General features: G+C 73.0%; 14 protein-coding genes. 5 read left to right on the forward strand and 9 right to left on the reverse strand.

All coding sequences use genetic code 11. From position 1 onward, the window contains the following. Positions 1-99: 99 nt before the first annotated feature. From OG444_RS19965 to OG444_RS19985, 5 genes are all read right to left on the reverse strand, one after another. Positions 100-1,194: a beta-ketoacyl synthase N-terminal-like domain-containing protein gene (locus tag OG444_RS19965; protein WP_327263444.1), complete on the reverse strand. Its 1,095-nt coding sequence runs from the start codon at positions 1,192-1,194 to the stop codon at positions 100-102. Beyond that, a complete protein-coding gene (locus tag OG444_RS19970) occupies positions 1,194-2,426 on the reverse strand; it encodes a beta-ketoacyl-[acyl-carrier-protein] synthase family protein (protein ID WP_327263445.1) in 1,233 nt (410 codons plus the stop codon). Before OG444_RS19970 ends, OG444_RS19965 begins: the two co-directional genes overlap by 1 nt. Positions 2,427-2,457: 31 nt before the next feature. Then, entirely contained in the window at positions 2,458-2,739 is a 282-nt protein-coding gene (locus tag OG444_RS19975; RefSeq protein ID WP_327263446.1) for an acyl carrier protein, read from the reverse strand. Between the two features lie 150 nt (positions 2,740-2,889). Next, positions 2,890-3,903, reverse strand: coding sequence for a LysR family transcriptional regulator (locus tag OG444_RS19980; RefSeq protein ID WP_327263447.1), 1,014 nt, complete (start codon positions 3,901-3,903; stop codon positions 2,890-2,892). A gap of 240 nt (positions 3,904-4,143) precedes the next feature. After that, positions 4,144-4,938 carry an AfsR/SARP family transcriptional regulator gene (locus OG444_RS19985; RefSeq protein ID WP_327263448.1) on the reverse strand — a complete coding sequence of 265 codons (795 nt, stop codon included), beginning with the start codon at positions 4,936-4,938 and terminating at the stop codon, positions 4,144-4,146. Between the two features lie 303 nt (positions 4,939-5,241). Here OG444_RS19985 and OG444_RS19990 point away from each other — a divergent pair, with 303 nt between their 5' ends. From OG444_RS19990 to OG444_RS20010, 5 genes are all read left to right on the forward strand, one after another. Further along, positions 5,242-6,795: a tryptophan halogenase family protein gene (locus OG444_RS19990; RefSeq protein WP_327263449.1), complete on the forward strand. Its 1,554-nt coding sequence runs from the start codon at positions 5,242-5,244 to the stop codon at positions 6,793-6,795. Between the two features lie 34 nt (positions 6,796-6,829). Continuing rightward, a complete protein-coding gene (locus tag OG444_RS19995; protein ID WP_327263450.1) occupies positions 6,830-8,140 on the forward strand; it encodes a cation:proton antiporter in 1,311 nt (436 codons plus the stop codon). Next, positions 8,137-8,655 (forward strand): flavin reductase family protein, encoded by a 519-nt coding sequence (locus OG444_RS20000; RefSeq protein WP_327263451.1) that lies wholly within the window; start codon positions 8,137-8,139, stop codon positions 8,653-8,655. The genes OG444_RS19995 and OG444_RS20000 overlap by 4 nt, the downstream gene beginning before the upstream one ends. 67 nt (positions 8,656-8,722) lie before the next feature. Continuing rightward, on the forward strand, positions 8,723-9,523 hold the full coding sequence (locus OG444_RS20005) for an ABC transporter ATP-binding protein (RefSeq protein WP_327263452.1): 801 nt from the start codon (positions 8,723-8,725) through the stop codon (positions 9,521-9,523). Then, a complete protein-coding gene (locus tag OG444_RS20010) occupies positions 9,520-12,090 on the forward strand; it encodes an FtsX-like permease family protein (RefSeq protein WP_327263453.1) in 2,571 nt (856 codons plus the stop codon). The genes OG444_RS20005 and OG444_RS20010 overlap by 4 nt, the downstream gene beginning before the upstream one ends. A gap of 91 nt (positions 12,091-12,181) precedes the next feature. Here OG444_RS20010 and OG444_RS20015 read toward each other — a convergent pair whose 3' ends face one another. From OG444_RS20015 to OG444_RS20030, 4 genes are all read right to left on the reverse strand, one after another. Then, on the reverse strand, positions 12,182-13,114 hold the full coding sequence (locus OG444_RS20015; RefSeq protein WP_327263454.1) for an ArsR/SmtB family transcription factor: 933 nt from the start codon (positions 13,112-13,114) through the stop codon (positions 12,182-12,184). 114 nt (positions 13,115-13,228) lie between these two features. Beyond that, the gene (locus OG444_RS20020; protein WP_327266865.1) at positions 13,229-14,167 is read right to left on the reverse strand and encodes an ATP-binding cassette domain-containing protein; all 939 of its coding nucleotides are present in this window, start codon (positions 14,165-14,167) and stop codon (positions 13,229-13,231) included. 38 nt (positions 14,168-14,205) lie between these two features. Further along, the gene (locus OG444_RS20025; RefSeq protein ID WP_327263455.1) at positions 14,206-14,427 is read right to left on the reverse strand and encodes an MbtH family protein; all 222 of its coding nucleotides are present in this window, start codon (positions 14,425-14,427) and stop codon (positions 14,206-14,208) included. A 188-nt stretch (positions 14,428-14,615) separates the two neighbouring features. Beyond that, positions 14,616-16,184 (reverse strand): amino acid adenylation domain-containing protein, encoded by a 1,569-nt coding sequence (locus OG444_RS20030; RefSeq protein WP_327263456.1) that lies wholly within the window; start codon positions 16,182-16,184, stop codon positions 14,616-14,618. Positions 16,185-16,273: the final 89 nt, after the last annotated feature.

Here is a 16,273-nt window from a genome sequence, read left to right on the forward strand (position 1 = left end):
GGCGTGCAGGGCGTGCAGGACCGGTGGGAGGGAAGGGGAGGGGCCGGCGGCCGGCCGGACACGGGGGCATGGTCCGGCCGGCCGCCGGGGTGTGGGGGGTCAGCCGCCGGTGAGGACCGCGCAGCCGACCAGACCGTCCCGTTCGATGCCGGTGATCAGTGCGGCCTCCCCGGGGGCCAGGCCGCCCTCGCCGGCGGCGGCGAGCACCCCGGCCATCTGGAGCGCGGCCGAGGCCGCGGAGGTGTCGCCGACCAGCGGCCGGATACGGATCCACCGCGGGTCCGCGTCGTCGCCGAGCACGTCGGCGACGGCGGCCTCCTCCTGTGCGACGAGCGGGCCGCCGGCGCCGAGCGGCGCCACCGTCCGTACGTCGCGAGGCGCGACCCCGGCCTTGGCCAGGGCGTCGCGCACGCAGGCCGCGAGCGCCTCGCGGGCACCGTCCGGTTCGTGGAAGGCCCGGAAGCCGGTGGAGCCGATCCGGGCCAGCGCACCGCGCCCGGCCGACGCCGCGTCGTCCGCGGTCTCCAGCAGGAAGACGGCGCTGCCCTCGCCGAGCGGGGTGTCCCTCTCGGCGTCGGCGCGGCCGTGCCATTCCAGCCAGGAGCGCTGGGTGGAGTACTCCTCGGCCGCGCCCACCAGCACCCGGGAGCAGTGGCCGCCGCGGTGCAGCCGCAGCGCGTAGCCCAGGGCGAGCAGGCCGGTCAGGGAGCCGCCCGCGACAGTGGTGTTGGGGCCCTTGATGCCGTGCCAGATGGCGCTCTGCCCGGCGGCCCGGTTCATCACGGTGTTCGGGAAGCGGGCCGGGTCCACGTGGTACGGGCGCTCCCCGGCCAGCGCGTCCCGGGTGAAGTCCATGATGCTCTGCACGCTGCCGGAGCCGGTGCCGAGGACCAGCGCGGTCTGCTCGGGGCGGGCGGTCAGCTCGTCGCGGAATCCGTCAATCAGACCGCCGACCGCGGTGACCGCGATGGCGGTGACCCGGTCCATGGTCCGGGTCCCCTTCTTGCCGACGTACTTGGCGGCGGTGAAGTCGGGGACGACGGCGCCTTCGGCGAACGGGCCGGGGAAGGTCTCGCGGTCGACGGCGCCGACCGCCGTGCGGCCGGCGCGGATTCCGCCGCGGAAGGCTTCGCTGCCGACGCCGAACGGCGAGACGGCCGACCAGCCCGAGACGACCAGGGGGGTCGGGGACATCAGACGGCCTCCTCGTACCGGCCCAGGATCAGCACGGCGTTGTTGCCCGCGAAGGCCAGAGCGTTGTTCTGCACGACGTTCAGCCGGGCGGGGCGGGCCTCGTTGGGCACGCAGTCCAGGCCGCACTCGGGGTCGGTCTCGCGGTGGTTGATGGTGGGCGGGATGAAGTCCTCGGTGATGGCCAGCGCACAGGCGGCGGAGGCCAGCGCGCTCGCCGCACCCATGGAGTGGCCGATCATGGACTTGATGGAGACGGTCGGCGGCGGAACGTCGAAGACCTGGCGGATGGCGCCGGCCTCCGTAACGTCGTTGGCGTGGGTGCCGGTGCCGTGGGCCGAGATGAAGTCGATGTCCCGGGCCTTCACCCCGGCGTTGGCGTGCGCCACCTCGATGCACCGGGCCAGGCCGTCCTGGTCGGGGGCGACGGGGTGGTGGGCGTCGCAGCTGAGGCCGTAGCCGAGGACCTCGGCGTAGATCCGGGCGCCGCGGGCCAGCGCCGACTCCAGGCTCTCCATGAGGAGGATTCCGGCGCCCTCGCCGGTGAGGATGCCCTTGCGGTTCTTGTCGAACGGCTGGCAGACCTCGGGGGCGATGGTGCCGAGCCGGTAGAAGCCGGTGAAGGTCTTGCGGCAGACCGCGTCGGCTCCGCCGCACAGTGCGGCCTCGACGTCTCCGTCGCGGATGGCGTCGAAGCCGCTGCCGATGGCGTAGTTCCCGGCCGCGCAGGCCGTCGGGATGGTGAGGGCCTCCACGTCGACGAGGCCGAGCTCGCGGACGATGCCGCTGGAGAGCCGGCCGGCCTGGGCGCGGCGCACCACGCGCGGGTCGAACTGCTCGGGGCCGTCCTCCAGCTGCTGTGCGACGAGCAGGTCGAGATCCCGGGACTCGGCGTCGGTGGTACCGACCGAGATCAGGACCTTGCGCTCCCGGAGGTCCTCCGGGGTCAGGCCGGCGTCCTCGACGGCCATCCGGGCTGCGGCGATCGAGAACTGGGTGGCCCGGCCCAGTTCGGCCGGGTCGGTGCGGTGGATCCAGTCCGCGGGGTCGAAGTCGTCCACCTCGCAGCCGTTGGCGTGGGCGAAGCCCGTCGTGTCGAATGCGGTGATCGGCTTGACCCCGCTGCGTCCGGACCGCAGTCCGTCCAGGAAGGCCGTGACCCCGAGGCCGATGCTGGTGACCGTGCCGAGGCCCGTGATCACCACGCGGCGCGGCGCCCGCTCGTCGTCGTACACCCTGCGCTCCCGTCGTCGTGTGCGCCGTGGCCTAGTTGGCCGGGTCGGACTTGGCGGCTATGGCTTCCTCGACGACCGTCACGACGGCGGCGAGGTTGACCATGCGGGAGAGTTCGGCCTGGTCGATGTCGGTGCCGAAGACGCGCTCCAGCTGCGAGAGGATCTCGATGGCGCCCATGGAGTCCGCCTCGTGGTCCTCCTTGAAGCGGCTCGTGTCGGTCATCTCCTCGGGCTCGATCTCGAGGATGTCGCAGATGATCTCCTTGATCCGGTCGCGGGCTTCGATGTCGAGGTGGTTCGCTGCGGTTGTCATGCCGCTGATGCTGGCGGACGCCCCTGACGCCCCCCTGACCTGAAGCTGACCGGTGCCTGAGCCCCTGCTGACCCGCCGCTGACCGGGCACTGACCCGCCGCTGACGATCCGCTGACCGCGTCCTGAAGGGCGGCTGAGGCCGGGCGGGGCTCAGGCTGCGACGGGCGAGGGGAGGTGGCGACGCAGCTCCGGGAACTCGGCGGGGTGGCGCCGCATCCAGGTCCAGTAGGCGGGCCGCGAGCGGGCGTACGCGCAGTAGTACGCGCGCAGGGCGTCGACCAGCGCGTGCAGGGTCTCGTGGGAGACGGCGCTGCCCCGCCACCTGAGCACCAGCTCGACCCGTGCGGTTCCGGTCACCGGTACGAGGGCCACACCGGGCAGCGCCCCGGACGGCGTGGTCAGCGCGGCCACGCCCTGGTCGCGCACCCAGTGCATGGCCTCCTGGTGGCTGTCGACGTGGTGCAGCACGCGGTCGGGGCCGCGGCCGCCGGCCTCGAGCACGCGCCGCTCGACGGTGTGGAACCAGTGGTCCGGGGAGGAGCGCACCCAGGCCAGCCCGCAGCGGTCGGCGAGCTCCACGAGCCCGGCCGGGTCCACCGGTCCGCCGGTGGTGAGGGGATGGCCGTGCGGGACGGCGAGCCAGACCGGTTCGCGGACGATCAGGCTCCGCGCGAGGGCGGGTTCGTCGTCGCCCCCGCCGTCGCCGAGGGCGCCGCCGAAGGCCGGCCCGGGCACCTGCGGCACCAGGGCCGCGGCGAGCGTGCCGCGTCGTACGGCGTCCAGGGCGGCCGCGGGGTTCAGCGTGCGGGTCTGCACGACGGCGTCCGGCAGCGCGGCCTGGAGCGCTTCGCGCAGGGTCGGCGGTGTCCATTCGGTGCTGCCCAGACGCAGCGGGCCGGCGGAGCCGGCCAGCGCCTCGGCCATCACCTCGTCCGCCCGCCGGACCAGGTCGGCCAGGCGCGGTACGAGCCGCGCGCCCAGCTCGGTCGGGGTGACCCCGGACCGGGAGCGCACGAAGAGGTCTCCGCCGACGGCTCTTTCGATACGGCGCAGTTGTGCGGTGAGGCTCGGTTGTGGAAGCCCCAGTTCCTGGGCTCCGGCGGAAATGCTGCCGGAGTTGCTGATCGTGACGACAATACGAGCGTGACGCAATTCGAGTTCCATGTCCTGCCCCTGTCGGCGGTTCCGGAAATGGCAATTCCGTCCGCGTGGTCCGGGCCGGCCGGACGGTCCGTTCCGGATTTCCCGGAACGGGCCGTCCGGGCAGCGGGGGCTGCGCGGACGGAACCCGTTCTTTCACGGTATAGGCGTTCCGCTTCGGGGCAAGGGAATTCAGCGGAACGTCAGCGGGAGGACAGTGGCGCATCAGCGGGACGACAGCGGGAACGCGCCCCGCCGCCGGGGTCAGTTCCGCCCGGCGTAGACGAGGGCCTGGCGGGGCTCCCCGAGCACGTCGTCCTGTTCGAGGATCGCCTGGTACGCCCGGTTCAGGGCGCGGCCGGGCTCCAGCCCGAGGTCGCCTGCGAGCCGGCGGCGCGCGCCGTGGAAGACCTCCAGCGCCTCGGCCTGCCTGCCCTCCCGGTACAGGGCCAGCATCAGCAGTTCGCTCAGCCGCTCCCGCTCGGGGTGCTCCTGGGCGAGCTGGCGCAGCTCCGGCACCGAGATGCGGTGGGCGGCGACGGTGAGCATGGCCGTGATGAGGTCCTCGTAGGCGGTGATCCGGCGTTCTTCCAGGTGGGAGGCGGCGAGCCGGATGCGTACCCCGTCCACCGAATCCATCAGGGCCGGCCCGCGCCACAGTGCGAGCGCCCGTTCCAGCTCGAGGATGGCGTGCGCCGGGTCGTCGTGGACCAGGGCGGCGCCGGTCTCGGCCTGCCGCAGGAAGCGGTGGGCGTCGACGCGTTCGGGAGCCAGGTCGAGCAGGTAGCCGCTGCCGACGGTGCGGATCAGCTCCGTCCCCTTGATCCCGGTCAGGGCTTCCAGGTACTTGCGCAGCCGGAGCACGTTGGCCTGGAGGGCGTTGCGTGCGTTCGTCATCCGCTGATGGCCCCAGAGCTCGTCCTCGATCTGGTCGGACGAGACCGTGGTGCGCGGTGAGAGGGCGAGGAACGTCAGGAGCGAGGTGACCCGCTTCGAGGCCATGGCATAGGTGCGGTCTCCCCAGGAAAGGGAGACGGAACCGAGTATGTTGATTTCCATTTCTGTAAACCCCCGTTGTTGTCGGCAGGCCCTCATGCTGTACCGGGGGGGCCGGGCGGGGGAAATACCATCCGGGCAGCCAAAAAGCGGCCACGTGGTATGGCCGGTCCGGTGCTCTTGTCGCGGTGGTGTCCTGTCGGCATACTGCCCGCCTCGCCTGACATTGCGCTGACGGTTCGAAGGCTGTCCGGAATTCGCCCCCCGCCAGCGACATTAGCCGAGTACTTAAAGGTCTGTGCCGGCCCGCTCCCCGTTCCTAGGCTCCGATCATCCGCGATCGGCAATCGAATGGGAGTCAACGGCATGCTCAACAAGATCGTGATTGTGGGCGGCGGCACCGCCGGCTGGATGACGGCCTCGTACTTCAAGGCCGCGTTCGGGGACCGCATCGACATCACGCTGGTCGAGTCCGGTCACGTCGGCGCGGTCGGCGTGGGCGAGGCGACGTTCAGCGACATCCGCCACTTCTTCGAGTTCCTCGGACTCAAGGAGAAGGACTGGATGCCCGCCTGCAACGCCACGTACAAACTCGCCGTCAAGTTCGAGAACTGGCGGGAGGAGGGCCACTACTTCTACCACCCGTTCGAGCAGATGCGGTCGGTCAACGGCTTCCCGCTCACGGACTGGTGGCTGAACAACGGTCCGACGGACCGCTTCGACAAGGACTGCTTCGTCATGGCCTCGGTCATCGACGCCGGCCTCAGCCCGCGCCAGGAGGACGGCACGCTCATCGACTCGCCGTTCGTCGAGGGCGCGGACGAGATGGCCGGACTGACGATGGTCGAGCACCAGGGCAAGACGCAGTTCCCCTACGCCTACCAGTTCGAGGCCGCACTGCTGGCCAAGTACCTCACGAAGTACTCGGTCGAGCGCGGGGTCAAGCACATCGTCGACCACGTCGAGGAGGTCAAGCTCGACGAGCGCGGCTGGATCTCCGGGGTCACCACCACCGACCACGGCGACATCACCGGCGACCTGTACATCGACTGCACCGGCTTCCGCGGCCTGCTCCTCAACAAGGCCCTGGAGACTCCGTTCATCTCCTACAAGGACACGCTGCCCAACGACAGTGCCGTCGCCCTCCAGGTCCCGATGGACATGGAGCGCAGGGGCATCCTGCCGTGCACCACGGCCACCGCCCAGGACGCCGGCTGGATCTGGACGATCCCGCTGATGGGCCGCGTCGGCACGGGCTACGTCTACGCCAAGGACTACATCTCCCCGGAGGAGGCCGAGCGGACGCTGCGCGAGTTCGTCGGCCCGGCCGCCGCGGACGTTCCCGCCAACCACATCAACATGCGGATCGGCCGCAGCGAGAACTCCTGGGTCAAGAACTGCGTCGGCATCGGCCTGTCCAGCGGCTTCGTCGAGCCCCTGGAGTCCACCGGCATCTTCTTCATCCACCACGCGATCGAGCAGCTCGCCAAGAACTTCCCCGGGGACGACTGGAACTCGGTCCAGCGCGAGCTCTACAACGACTCCATAGCCCATGTCATGGACGGGGTGCGCGAGTTCCTCGTACTCCACTACGTCGCGGCCAAGCGCAACGACACCCAGTACTGGCGCGACGCGAAGACCCGCGCGATCCCCGAGTCGCTGGCCGCCCGCATCGAGAAGTGGAAGACGCAGCTCCCGGACTCCGAGACGGTCTTCCCCTACTACCACGGCCTGCCGCCGTACTCCTACATGTGCATCCTCCTGGGCATGGGCGGCATCGAGCTGAAGCCCTCCCCGGCCCTGGCCCTGTCCGACCCGGGCGCCGCCGAGCGCGAGTTCGAGGCGATCCGCGAGAAGACCCGCCAGCTCACCGAGGTCCTGCCCAAGGCCTACGACTACTTCGCCAGGATGCGCGCCTGAAGGCCGTCCCGCGGCCGGAAAGGGCTCTGAAGCCATGGAAGTTATCGACATCCTGACCCGCACCGCCCACGTCCTGGCCGTTCTCGCCGCGATCCTGCTGCTGGCCTGGGCGGGGCGGGCGGCAGCCCGTCTGCTGCGTCAGCCGGAGGTGATCGGCGAGATCACCACGGGCCTGCTGGCCGGTCCGGCCGCCCTCTACCTGATGGGCCCCGCGTCCTTCGACGCCGTGCTCCCCGTTCCGGTCCTGGACACCCTGAGGCTCATCTCCAAGGCGGCGCTCGCGCTGTTCCTGGTCGGCCTGGCCCACAAGCTGCAGACCGGCCCGGGGAAGCAGCCGCGCCGCACCACCGCCTGGGTCGCGGCGGGCTCGCTGGTCCCGCCGCTGGTCAGCGGCCTGCTCCTGGCGGCTCTGATCGTGGTGACCGACGACGCCGCAGCCCGCGGCGACGCCCCGTTCGCCGCCTTCGTGCTGATGATCGCCGTGAGCATGTCCATCACCGCGGTACCCGTGATGGCCCGCATCCTCACCGACCGGGGCATGAGCGAGTCCTCCGCGGGCCGGGTCGCGCTCGGCGCGGCCATCACGGTGGACGCCGTCGGCTGGCTCCTGTGCATGCTCGCCATCAGCCTCGGCGAGGGCAGCCTCGCCGGCTTCCTCCGCTCGACGCTGGCCCTGGCGGCCGGCGCCGCCTGCGCGCTGGCGATCCGCTTCGCGCTGCGCACCCCCCTCGCCCGGAAGGCGTACGGGAGGACCCCGCGCACGGTGGCCGTCGTCCTGGCGGTGGCCACCCTCGCGGTGGCGATCGCCATGGAGAAGATGGGCATGACCGCCATCGTCGGGGCCGCCCTGGTGGGCTTCGCGATCCCCCGCGACGAGCACGCCCCGTGGGCGCCCGCCGTCGACGGCATCGCCCGCTCCGGGCGTCTCCTGGTGCCCGCCTTCTTCGTGGTCACCGGCATCACGGTGCTGAACGGCAGCTTCTCGCAGGCGTCCTGGCTGCTGATCGCGGCCACGTTCCTGCTGGCCTGCGCGGGCAAGGGCGTCGGCGGATACCTCGGCGCCCGGCTCGGGGGCCGGCCGCCGGCCGACGCCCGGCGCGTGGCCGTCCTCATGAACACCCGCGGACTGACCGAACTGATCGTGCTCCAGGCCGGTTTCAGCGCCGGAATCCTCACGGGGCCCATGGTCCTGGCCCTGGTCGTGATGGCGTTGGCCACCACCGCCCTGACCGGGCCGCTCCTCGGCCTCCTCGACCACCGGGAGCGCCGCGTGCCCGGTCCGGCCGTGCAGGCCGGCTCCGCCGAACCCGAGCTCGCCCTGGCGATGGAAGGCAGCACCAGATGACCACTCAACCCACCACGGCGACCGCAGCCCAGGCGTCGGCCGACGCCTTCCGCTCGCTCATGAGCGAGTTCCCCACGGGAGTCTGCGCCGTCACCGCCCGCGACCTCGACGGCGAGCCGTGGGGCATGACCTGCTCCTCGGTCACCAGCGTCGCGCTCGCCCCGCCGACCCTGCTCGTCAACCTCAGGGTGGGCAGCCCCACCCTGAGATCCCTTCTCAACTCCGGTTCGTTCTCCGTCAACTTCCTGCACGCGGAGGCCCAGGAGACCGCCGAGCTGTTCGCCTCCGGCAATCCGGACCGGTTCGCGCTGACCCCCTGGGAGCAGCCGCCCGGCCCGGGCGGCCCGCACCTGGTCCGCGACGCCCACACCGTCGCGGACTGCGAGGTCGTCCTCACCCAGCGGATGGGCGACCACGTCACGGTCTACGGCGAAGTCCGCCGGATATCCCGGCAGCACAGCCTCCCGCCGCTCCTCTACGGGCAGCGGCAGTTCCGCTCCTGGTCGCAGACCTGACCCGTCCCGACCTGACCCCTCCCCCAAGCCGGCCCGCCCGGGACGGCTTCCAGCAGAAGGAAAAGCCATGACAGGGACACCGGACCCGCAGGGTCGGCACGTCGTCCGCCTGGAATCCGTACGGAAGACCTACGGCGGCTCGAAGAACGAGGTCACCGCTCTCGACAACGTGAGCATCGGCCTGGACCGGGGCACCTTCACCGCGGTGATGGGACCCTCCGGCTCCGGCAAGAGCACCTTCCTGCACTGCGCTGCGGGTCTGGACCGTCCCACCTCCGGCTCCGTGCTGCTGGACGGGGTGGACCTGTCGCGGCTGGGGGAACGGGAGCTCACGCAGTTCCGGCGCCGGCGGATCGGCTTCATCTTCCAGGCGTTCAACCTGCTCCCCGCGCTGTCCGTCCTGGACAACGTGACCCTGCCGCTGCGGCTGGCCGGCAAGCGGCCCCAGAAGGGCGCGGTCGCCGAGGTGCTGGAGCGGGTCGGGCTGGGCGGCCGGGAGAACCGCCGCCCGGGCGAGCTCTCCGGCGGCCAGCAGCAGCGCGTCGCCATCGCCCGGGCACTGATCACCAAGCCGGCGGTCATCTTCGGCGACGAGCCGACCGGCGCCCTGGACACCTACACGGCACGCGAGGTGCTGACCCTGCTCCGCGAGGCGGTCGAGCAGGCCGGCCAGACCATCGTGATGGTCACGCACGACCCGGTCGCCGCCTCCCACGCCGACCGGGTGCTGTTCCTCGCGGACGGCCGGATCGTGGATCACCTCGACCGGCCCACCGCCGACCAGGTCGCCGAGCGCATGACGCACCTGGGTGCCTGGGGCACCCGCCCGTCGGCCGTGGCCGCGGCGGCACAGGGGACCCTGCTGTGATCAGGATCGCGCTGCGCACCCTGCGCCACCACAGGGGCGGATTCATCGCCTCGTTCATCGCGCTGTTCTTCGGCGCGACCATCGTCGTGGCCTGCGGCGGTCTGCTGGAGACGGGCATCCACAACGCCGCCCCGCCCCAGCGGCTGGCCGCGGCCCCCGTCGTCGTGACCGGGGAGCAGCGCTACCTCGGCACCTCCAGCGAGATGGTCTTCCCCGAGAGGGTCCGCTTCGACGCGGCTCTCGCCGCGAAGATCGAGGCGGTCCCCGGGGTGGAGCGCACCGCCGCCGACGTCTCCTTCCCCGCCTCCCTGGCACCGGCCGGCGGCAAGGGCCCGGCCGCACAGGTCACCGGCCACGGCTGGGCCTCCGCCGCCCTCACCCCGTACCGCATCACCCAGGGCTCCGCGCCCGCGGACACCGGTCACGTCGTCCTGGACACCCGGCTCGCGCAGCGGGCGGGCCTGAGCCCCGGCTCCCGGGTCGAGATCCGCTCCGGCGGCGCTTCCCGGACGTACGAGGTCTCCGGCCTGGCGGAGGGCGACGGCGAGGCTGGCGGGGTCTTCCTGTCCGATGCCGCCGCCCTCGACGCACGGGCCGCCGCCGGACTGCCCGGCACCGTCGACAACATCGGCGTCTTCCCGGCCTCCGGCGCGGACACGGCTGCGGTGGCCGACGCCGTCCGCAAGGCGGTCGCCGGAGCGCAGGTGTCGGTACTGACCGGTGACGAGCGGGGCCGCGCCGAGAACCCGGGCGTGATCGACGACGGCAGCGACCTGATCCCGCTGGCCGCCGCGTTCGGCGGACTGTCCGCCATGGTCACCGTCTTCGTCGCCTCCTCCACCCTCGGCCTGTCCATCCAGCAGCGGCAGCGCGAGATGGCCCTGCTGCGGGCCATCGGCACCACCCCCGGCCAGCTGCGCCGGCTGATCCTGGGCGAGACCGTCCTGCTGGCGGCCATCGCCACGGCGCTGGCGTGCATTCCCGGGCCACGCGTCGGACGCTGGCTGCTGAGCGCCTTCGCCGACGCGGGCGTGGTCCCCGAGACGATCGTCTTCCGCGCCGGATCCGTCCCGCTGATCGTCGGCGTGGGCACCGCGTTCGTCACCGCCGTCGGCGCCGCGTTCATCGCGGCCAACAGCGCGGCCCGGACCCGGCCCACCGAGGCGCTCGCCGAAGCGGGCCTCCAGCGCCGGTGGTTCAGCGGCTTCCGCTCGGTCCTGGGGCTGTTCTGCCTGATCGGCGGAGCCGCCCTGGCCGTCGGCACGGCCGGTACGGACGGCCCGGACGCCGGGAGCGTCGCCACCCCGGCGGCGATGGTGTGGACGATCGGCTTCGGTCTCCTCGGCCCGGTCCTGGCCCGGGGCATCACGGCCTCGCTGCGCCGCCCGGTGCGCGCGCTGTCCGGGCTCTCCGGACACCTCGCCACCCGCAACGCCAAGGCCCGTACGGCCCGGCTCGCGGCGGCGGTGATGCCGGTGATGCTCGCCACCGGTCTGGCCGTCGGCCTGATCTACATGCAGACCACTCAGGCCGACGGCGCCGACCGGGCGTTCGACGAGAGCCTGCGGGCCGACGCGGTGGTGACCTCCGTGTCCGGCGGCATGCCGCTGGAGACCGTGGACGCGATCCGCGGCCTGCCCGGGGTCGAGGCGGCCTCCGCCCAGGTCCCCAGCCTCGGCTTCATCGAGCCCGACGTACCGGTCGACCCGACCGCGAACGGCGGTGACGGGGAGTCGAGCGCCCCGCAGCCCACCGAGGTGTCGATGCAGGGCGTCACCCCCGAGGGGGTCGCGCGGACGACCTCCTTCCGGGCCGCCTCCGGCAGCCTGGACCGGCTGCGCGGTGACACCGTCGCCCTGCCGGCCCGGTACGCCGGCGACCGGAAGATCGGCGACACCGTGCCGATGCGCCTGGGCGACGGCACCCGCGTGGACCTCGAACTGGTCGCCACCGTCGACGGCAAGCGCGGCTACGAGACCGCCCTGGTCCCGGCATCCGTACTGGTGGGGCACACCGACGCGGGACTCGTCCCGCAGATCATGGTGAGCGCCGCGCCGGGCACCGACCGGGCCGCCCTGGAGGCGTCGCTGCGCACCCTCGCCGACCGGCAGCCCGGCCTGCGGGTCACCGACCGGCAGGCGCTGACGGCGGTCGCCGCGGACAACAGCGACACCCAGTCCTGGATGGCCTACCTGGTCCTGGCCGTGGTCGTCGGCTACGCGGCGATCGCCCTGGTCAACACCCAGGTGCTGGCCACCACCGAGCGCCGGCGCGAGTTCATGCTCCAGCGGCTGATCGGCGCCACCCGCCGGCAGGTGATGCAGATGATGGCGATGGAGGCGGTCCTGGTCTCCGTGGCGGGCATCGTCCTCGGCCTGCTGGTGGCGCTGCTGACCCTGGTGCCCTTCAGCATGAGCGTGCTGGGCACGACGCTCCCGACGGGCTCCCCGTGGATCCTCGTCACGGTGGTCGGCGGCGCCCTGGGCCTGACCCTGGCCACGACCCTGCTGTCGGCGGGCGCGGTCCTGCGCGGCAGGCCCGGCGACCTGGCGGGCATCAAGGAGTGACCCCGCGCGTACGAACGGCCGCCCCCCGCACGGAGATTCCGTGCGGGGGGCGGCCGTGTGCGCCGGGCGCGAGCGCTGCCGTCCGCGTACGTCAGGACGCGTGCTGCAGGACGCCGGCGGGCGGGAGAACCGCGGCCGGGGGCCTGTGCCGGCTTCCTGCGGCGGACTGCACGGCCATGCCCTTGAGCAGCGCGGCGCCGAGCGGGGTCAGGGTGTGCAGCACGGTGTTGCGTACGCGGCGCGTCGTGATCAGGCCCGTCCGGCGCAGCACGGCCGTGTGCTGGCTGGCGCCGGCTGCCGAGATGCCGAGCCGGTCGGCGAGCTGGGTCGTGGTGCAGCTGGCCCGCAGCACGTGCAGCGCGGCCGCCCGGGTCTGGCCGACCAGGGCGCCCAGCGACTGCCCGCTGTCGTCCGGCTTGTCCCACAGCGCGGTCGCCTGGTGGCTGTCCGGCGGCGCGGCGAACGCCAGCACCACCGGCGCGGACGGGTCCAGGCTGCGGGTGACGCGGCCGGCCCGGTGGGCCAGGAACACCGATGGCGCCAGCACCAGGCCGCGTCCGTCCAGGTGGATGTCCGTGTCGGGCCCGTCGTGGATCTCCAGCACCGGCGCCCGCCAGGTGATGCGGGAGTGCAGCGTGGTCAGCAGCAGTTCGGCCCCGCCGCCCATCAGCACCCGGCCCCGGGCCTCGCACTCGACCTCCAGGAACGCCAGCAGGTGGTCCCAGTACGGGGCCACCGCGGTCTGCCACACCCGGGTGAGGTCGCCCCCCGCCGCGCCCTGCTCGATGATCCGCAGCAGGGCGCCGAGGGCGGCCTCGCCGTCCGTACCGGGGCCGGCCGGAGCGGCGGGGCCGCCGGCCAGGGGCCGGAGCCGGTCCCCGACCTGGCTGCGCCAGCGCGCGAACGGGGCGCTGACGCCCCGTCCGAGGAGTCCGTGGGCGAAGGCCGACTCGACCAGCGGTCCCGCCGTGATCTTCAGGCGGGTGCGGGCGACGTCAGCAGCGGTGAAATGGATCCTTTGCACAGTGAAGCCCCCGTGGTACCGCTAGGTGTCGTCGAAAATGGGGCGGCCGGGCACCCGCGTCCGCGGACGGGCCCGTTGCCGGGCCGCGGTCCGCCGCGCGTGTGCCCGGCCGGGTCAGGCCGGAGTACCGGTGAGCGTGACGAAGACGTCGTCGAGGGTGGGCCTGCGGAGGGCGAAGTCACTGACCTCCACACCCTCCAGCCGCAGGGTCCCCGCGGCCGACGCGATCGTGCCCAGGCCGTCGCCGACCGGGATGGAGACCACGCCGCGCACGGCGTCCACGGACGGTTCCGCCGCGGTGATCCGGCGCAGCGCGGCCACCGCGTCCTGCAGGCGGTCCGGCACGGCCACGGTCACCTCCAGCCGCTCCTCGCCGACCTTGCGCTTGAGTTCGTCCGGGGTGCCCTCCGCGATGACGCGGCCGGAGTCGATGACCGCGATGCGGTCGGCGAGGAAGTCGGCCTCCTCCAGGTACTGGGTGGTCAGCAGCACGGTGACCCCGTCCTCGACCAGGTCCCGTACGACCGTCCACAGGCCCATTCGGCTCACCGGGTCCAGCCCCGTGGTCGGCTCGTCCAGGAACAGCACCGACGGAGTCGCGACCAGGGAGGCCGCCAGGTCCAGCCGGCGGCGCATACCGCCCGAGTAGGTGCGGGCCAGCCGGTCTCCGGCCGCGGTCAGGTCGAAGCGCTCCAGCAGCTCCTGGGCCCGCACGCGGGTGGCGGCGCGTCCCAGATGGACGAGCGTGCCGATGAGTTCGAGGTTCTCGCGGCCGGTGAGCATCTCGTCGACGGCCGCGTACTGGCCGGCCAGGCCGATCCGGCGGCGCACCTCGTGCGGCTCGCGCACGATGTCGTAGCCGGCGACCGTGGCGTGGCCGCCGTCCGGTTCGAGCAGCGTCGCGAGCATGCGTACGGTGGTGGTCTTGCCCGCACCGTTGGGGCCGAGCAGGCCCAGTACCGTGCCGGCGGGGACCTCCAGGTCCACACCGCCGAGCGCCTCGTGGCTGTCGTAGCTCTTGCGCAGTCCCTCCGCGCGAATGGCCATGTCCACGTCCACAGTTGTCTCCTCCGCCCCGGACCCGTGCCCGATCAGGCGGACGACTCGGCGCCGGCGGCCGCACGGAGCCCCGCCGGACGCATGTCCGTCCAGGTCTCCTCCACGTAGGCGAGGGCCGCGTCGCGCGGGCCCTCGCCCAGGGCGACGGTCCAGCCCTCGGGGCGCGGGGCGAAGGCGGGCCAGAGGGAGTGCTGGCCCTCGTCGTTCAGCAGCACCAGAAAGGTTCCGTCTTGGTCGTCAAAGGGGTTCGACACGTCGCTCACTCCGTCATCCGGGTCGTCAGGGACGGGCCGTGGCCCGCCCTGTGAGAATCCTGGACGGCGCTGACGGGTCGCTGAGCTGCGTCTGACGACTGCGGGTGATTTGCTAACCCCTCCGGTATGAAGCGTTCCGGTGAGAGACCGGTGCGACCGAGGTGCGATCCCGGTGCGAGGCGTTCCGGCTATCGGCGGTCCGCCCGCGCCCGGGTCGCGGCGATGTCCGTCTTGCCGTTGGCGTTCACCACGATCTCGTCCACCAGGTGCACCGCACCCGGTACGAGCGCCGAGGGGAGCGCGGCGGCCAGGGTCCCCCGCACCACCTTCGAGAACTCCTCCGCGCCCGGCCGCGGACCCCGGCCGCCGAGCCGGACGTACAGCTCCAGGGTGTCCACCGGCCCGCGCACGATGTCGAAGGCGGCGTCCGCCACCCCCGGGACGCCCAGGACGTGGTGGCGCAGCTCGCCCAGCTCCACCCGGTGGCCGTTGACCTTCAACTGGTCGTCACCCCGGCCGAGATAGAGCAGCTCGCCGTCCGCGAGCAGTTCCACGGTGTCCCCGGTGCGGTAGGCGCGCCCCCGGGCCGGTCCGCCCAGTTCGCCCTCGTCGAGGAACTTCCCGGAGTCCGCGCCGCCGAGGTACCCGGCGGCGACCGCCCGCCCGGCGATGACCAGCTCGCCGGGCGTGCCCGGCGCCACGGGACGCAGACCCTCGTCGACCACGTACGCCCGGGTGTTCCAGGCGGGCCGGCCGATCGGCACGGTGGGGGTCGAGGGAACGCTGTCGCGGTCGAAGCGGTAGGCGCAGCACCCGATGGTGGTCTCCGTCGGGCCGTAGTGGTTGACGAGCAGCACGCCGTCCAGCCGGGACCGGAGCGAGGCGATGAGGGCGGGGTCCAGGCCCTCGCCGCCGAACATCAGCAGGCGCGTGACGCGGTCGTAGCGCGGCGGCTCGGCCAGCACGTCGAAGAAGCGGGCGTGCGACGGGGTCATCTTCACGAAGGTGTACGGGTCCCCGCCCTCCCCGAACAGGGTCTCCTGGTCCCAGATCCCGGCGACGGTGGTGACGGTGCGACCCTGCGCGAGGGGCACCCACAGGGAGGTCATCGCCAGGTCGAAGCCGAGGCTGCCGAAGAGCGGGCTGCCGCTTCCGCTGTCCGCTCCGCCCACGAGATCGCCGCACCAGGCGACGTAGTTGGTGAGCGAACCGTGCGGGACCATGACGCCCTTGGGGGTGCCGGTGGAGCCGGAGGTGAACACCACGTACGCGATGTCGTGCGGCCCCGGGAGCGCCGGTTCCGGCAGCCCGGCGGCCTCGGGCAGCTCCCGTACGTCGATGACGGGCACGCTCAGGGCGGGCAGCGTCCCGCCGCCCCGGGCGCCGTCGTGGAGCAGGGCCGTCGGGGCCGCTCCCGCCAGGACGGACGCGGTCCGCTCGCCGGGGTGGGTCGGGTCGATCGGCACGTAGGCCGCGCCGAGGGCCATCACCCCGAGCGCCCCGGCCACCGTGCCGGCGGTGCGGTCGGCCCATACTGCGACGCGGTCACCGGGGCCGGTACCGGCCTCGCGGAGGGCGGCTGCGACGGCGAGGGAGCGCTGCCACACCTGCCGGTAGGTGATGCGCTCCCGGCCCGAGCGGATGGCGACGGCGTCCGGGCGGGTCCGGGCGTGCCCGCGCACCAGGTGCACGAACGACTCGGCCGTGACGGGCCGGACCTCGCCGGCGATCGAGCTGGGGTGGGGTGCTGAGAGCATCGCTCCTCCTGTGTTCGCCCGGGCGGCCCTCCGCGGTACGGGGCGGGCTCGGTGCAGCCTGTCCCGTGCGGGCCGCTGCGGGACAGGCT

The sequence above is a fragment of the Streptomyces sp. NBC_01232 genome, assembly GCF_035989885.1.
Taxonomy (GTDB): domain Bacteria; phylum Actinomycetota; class Actinomycetes; order Streptomycetales; family Streptomycetaceae; genus Streptomyces.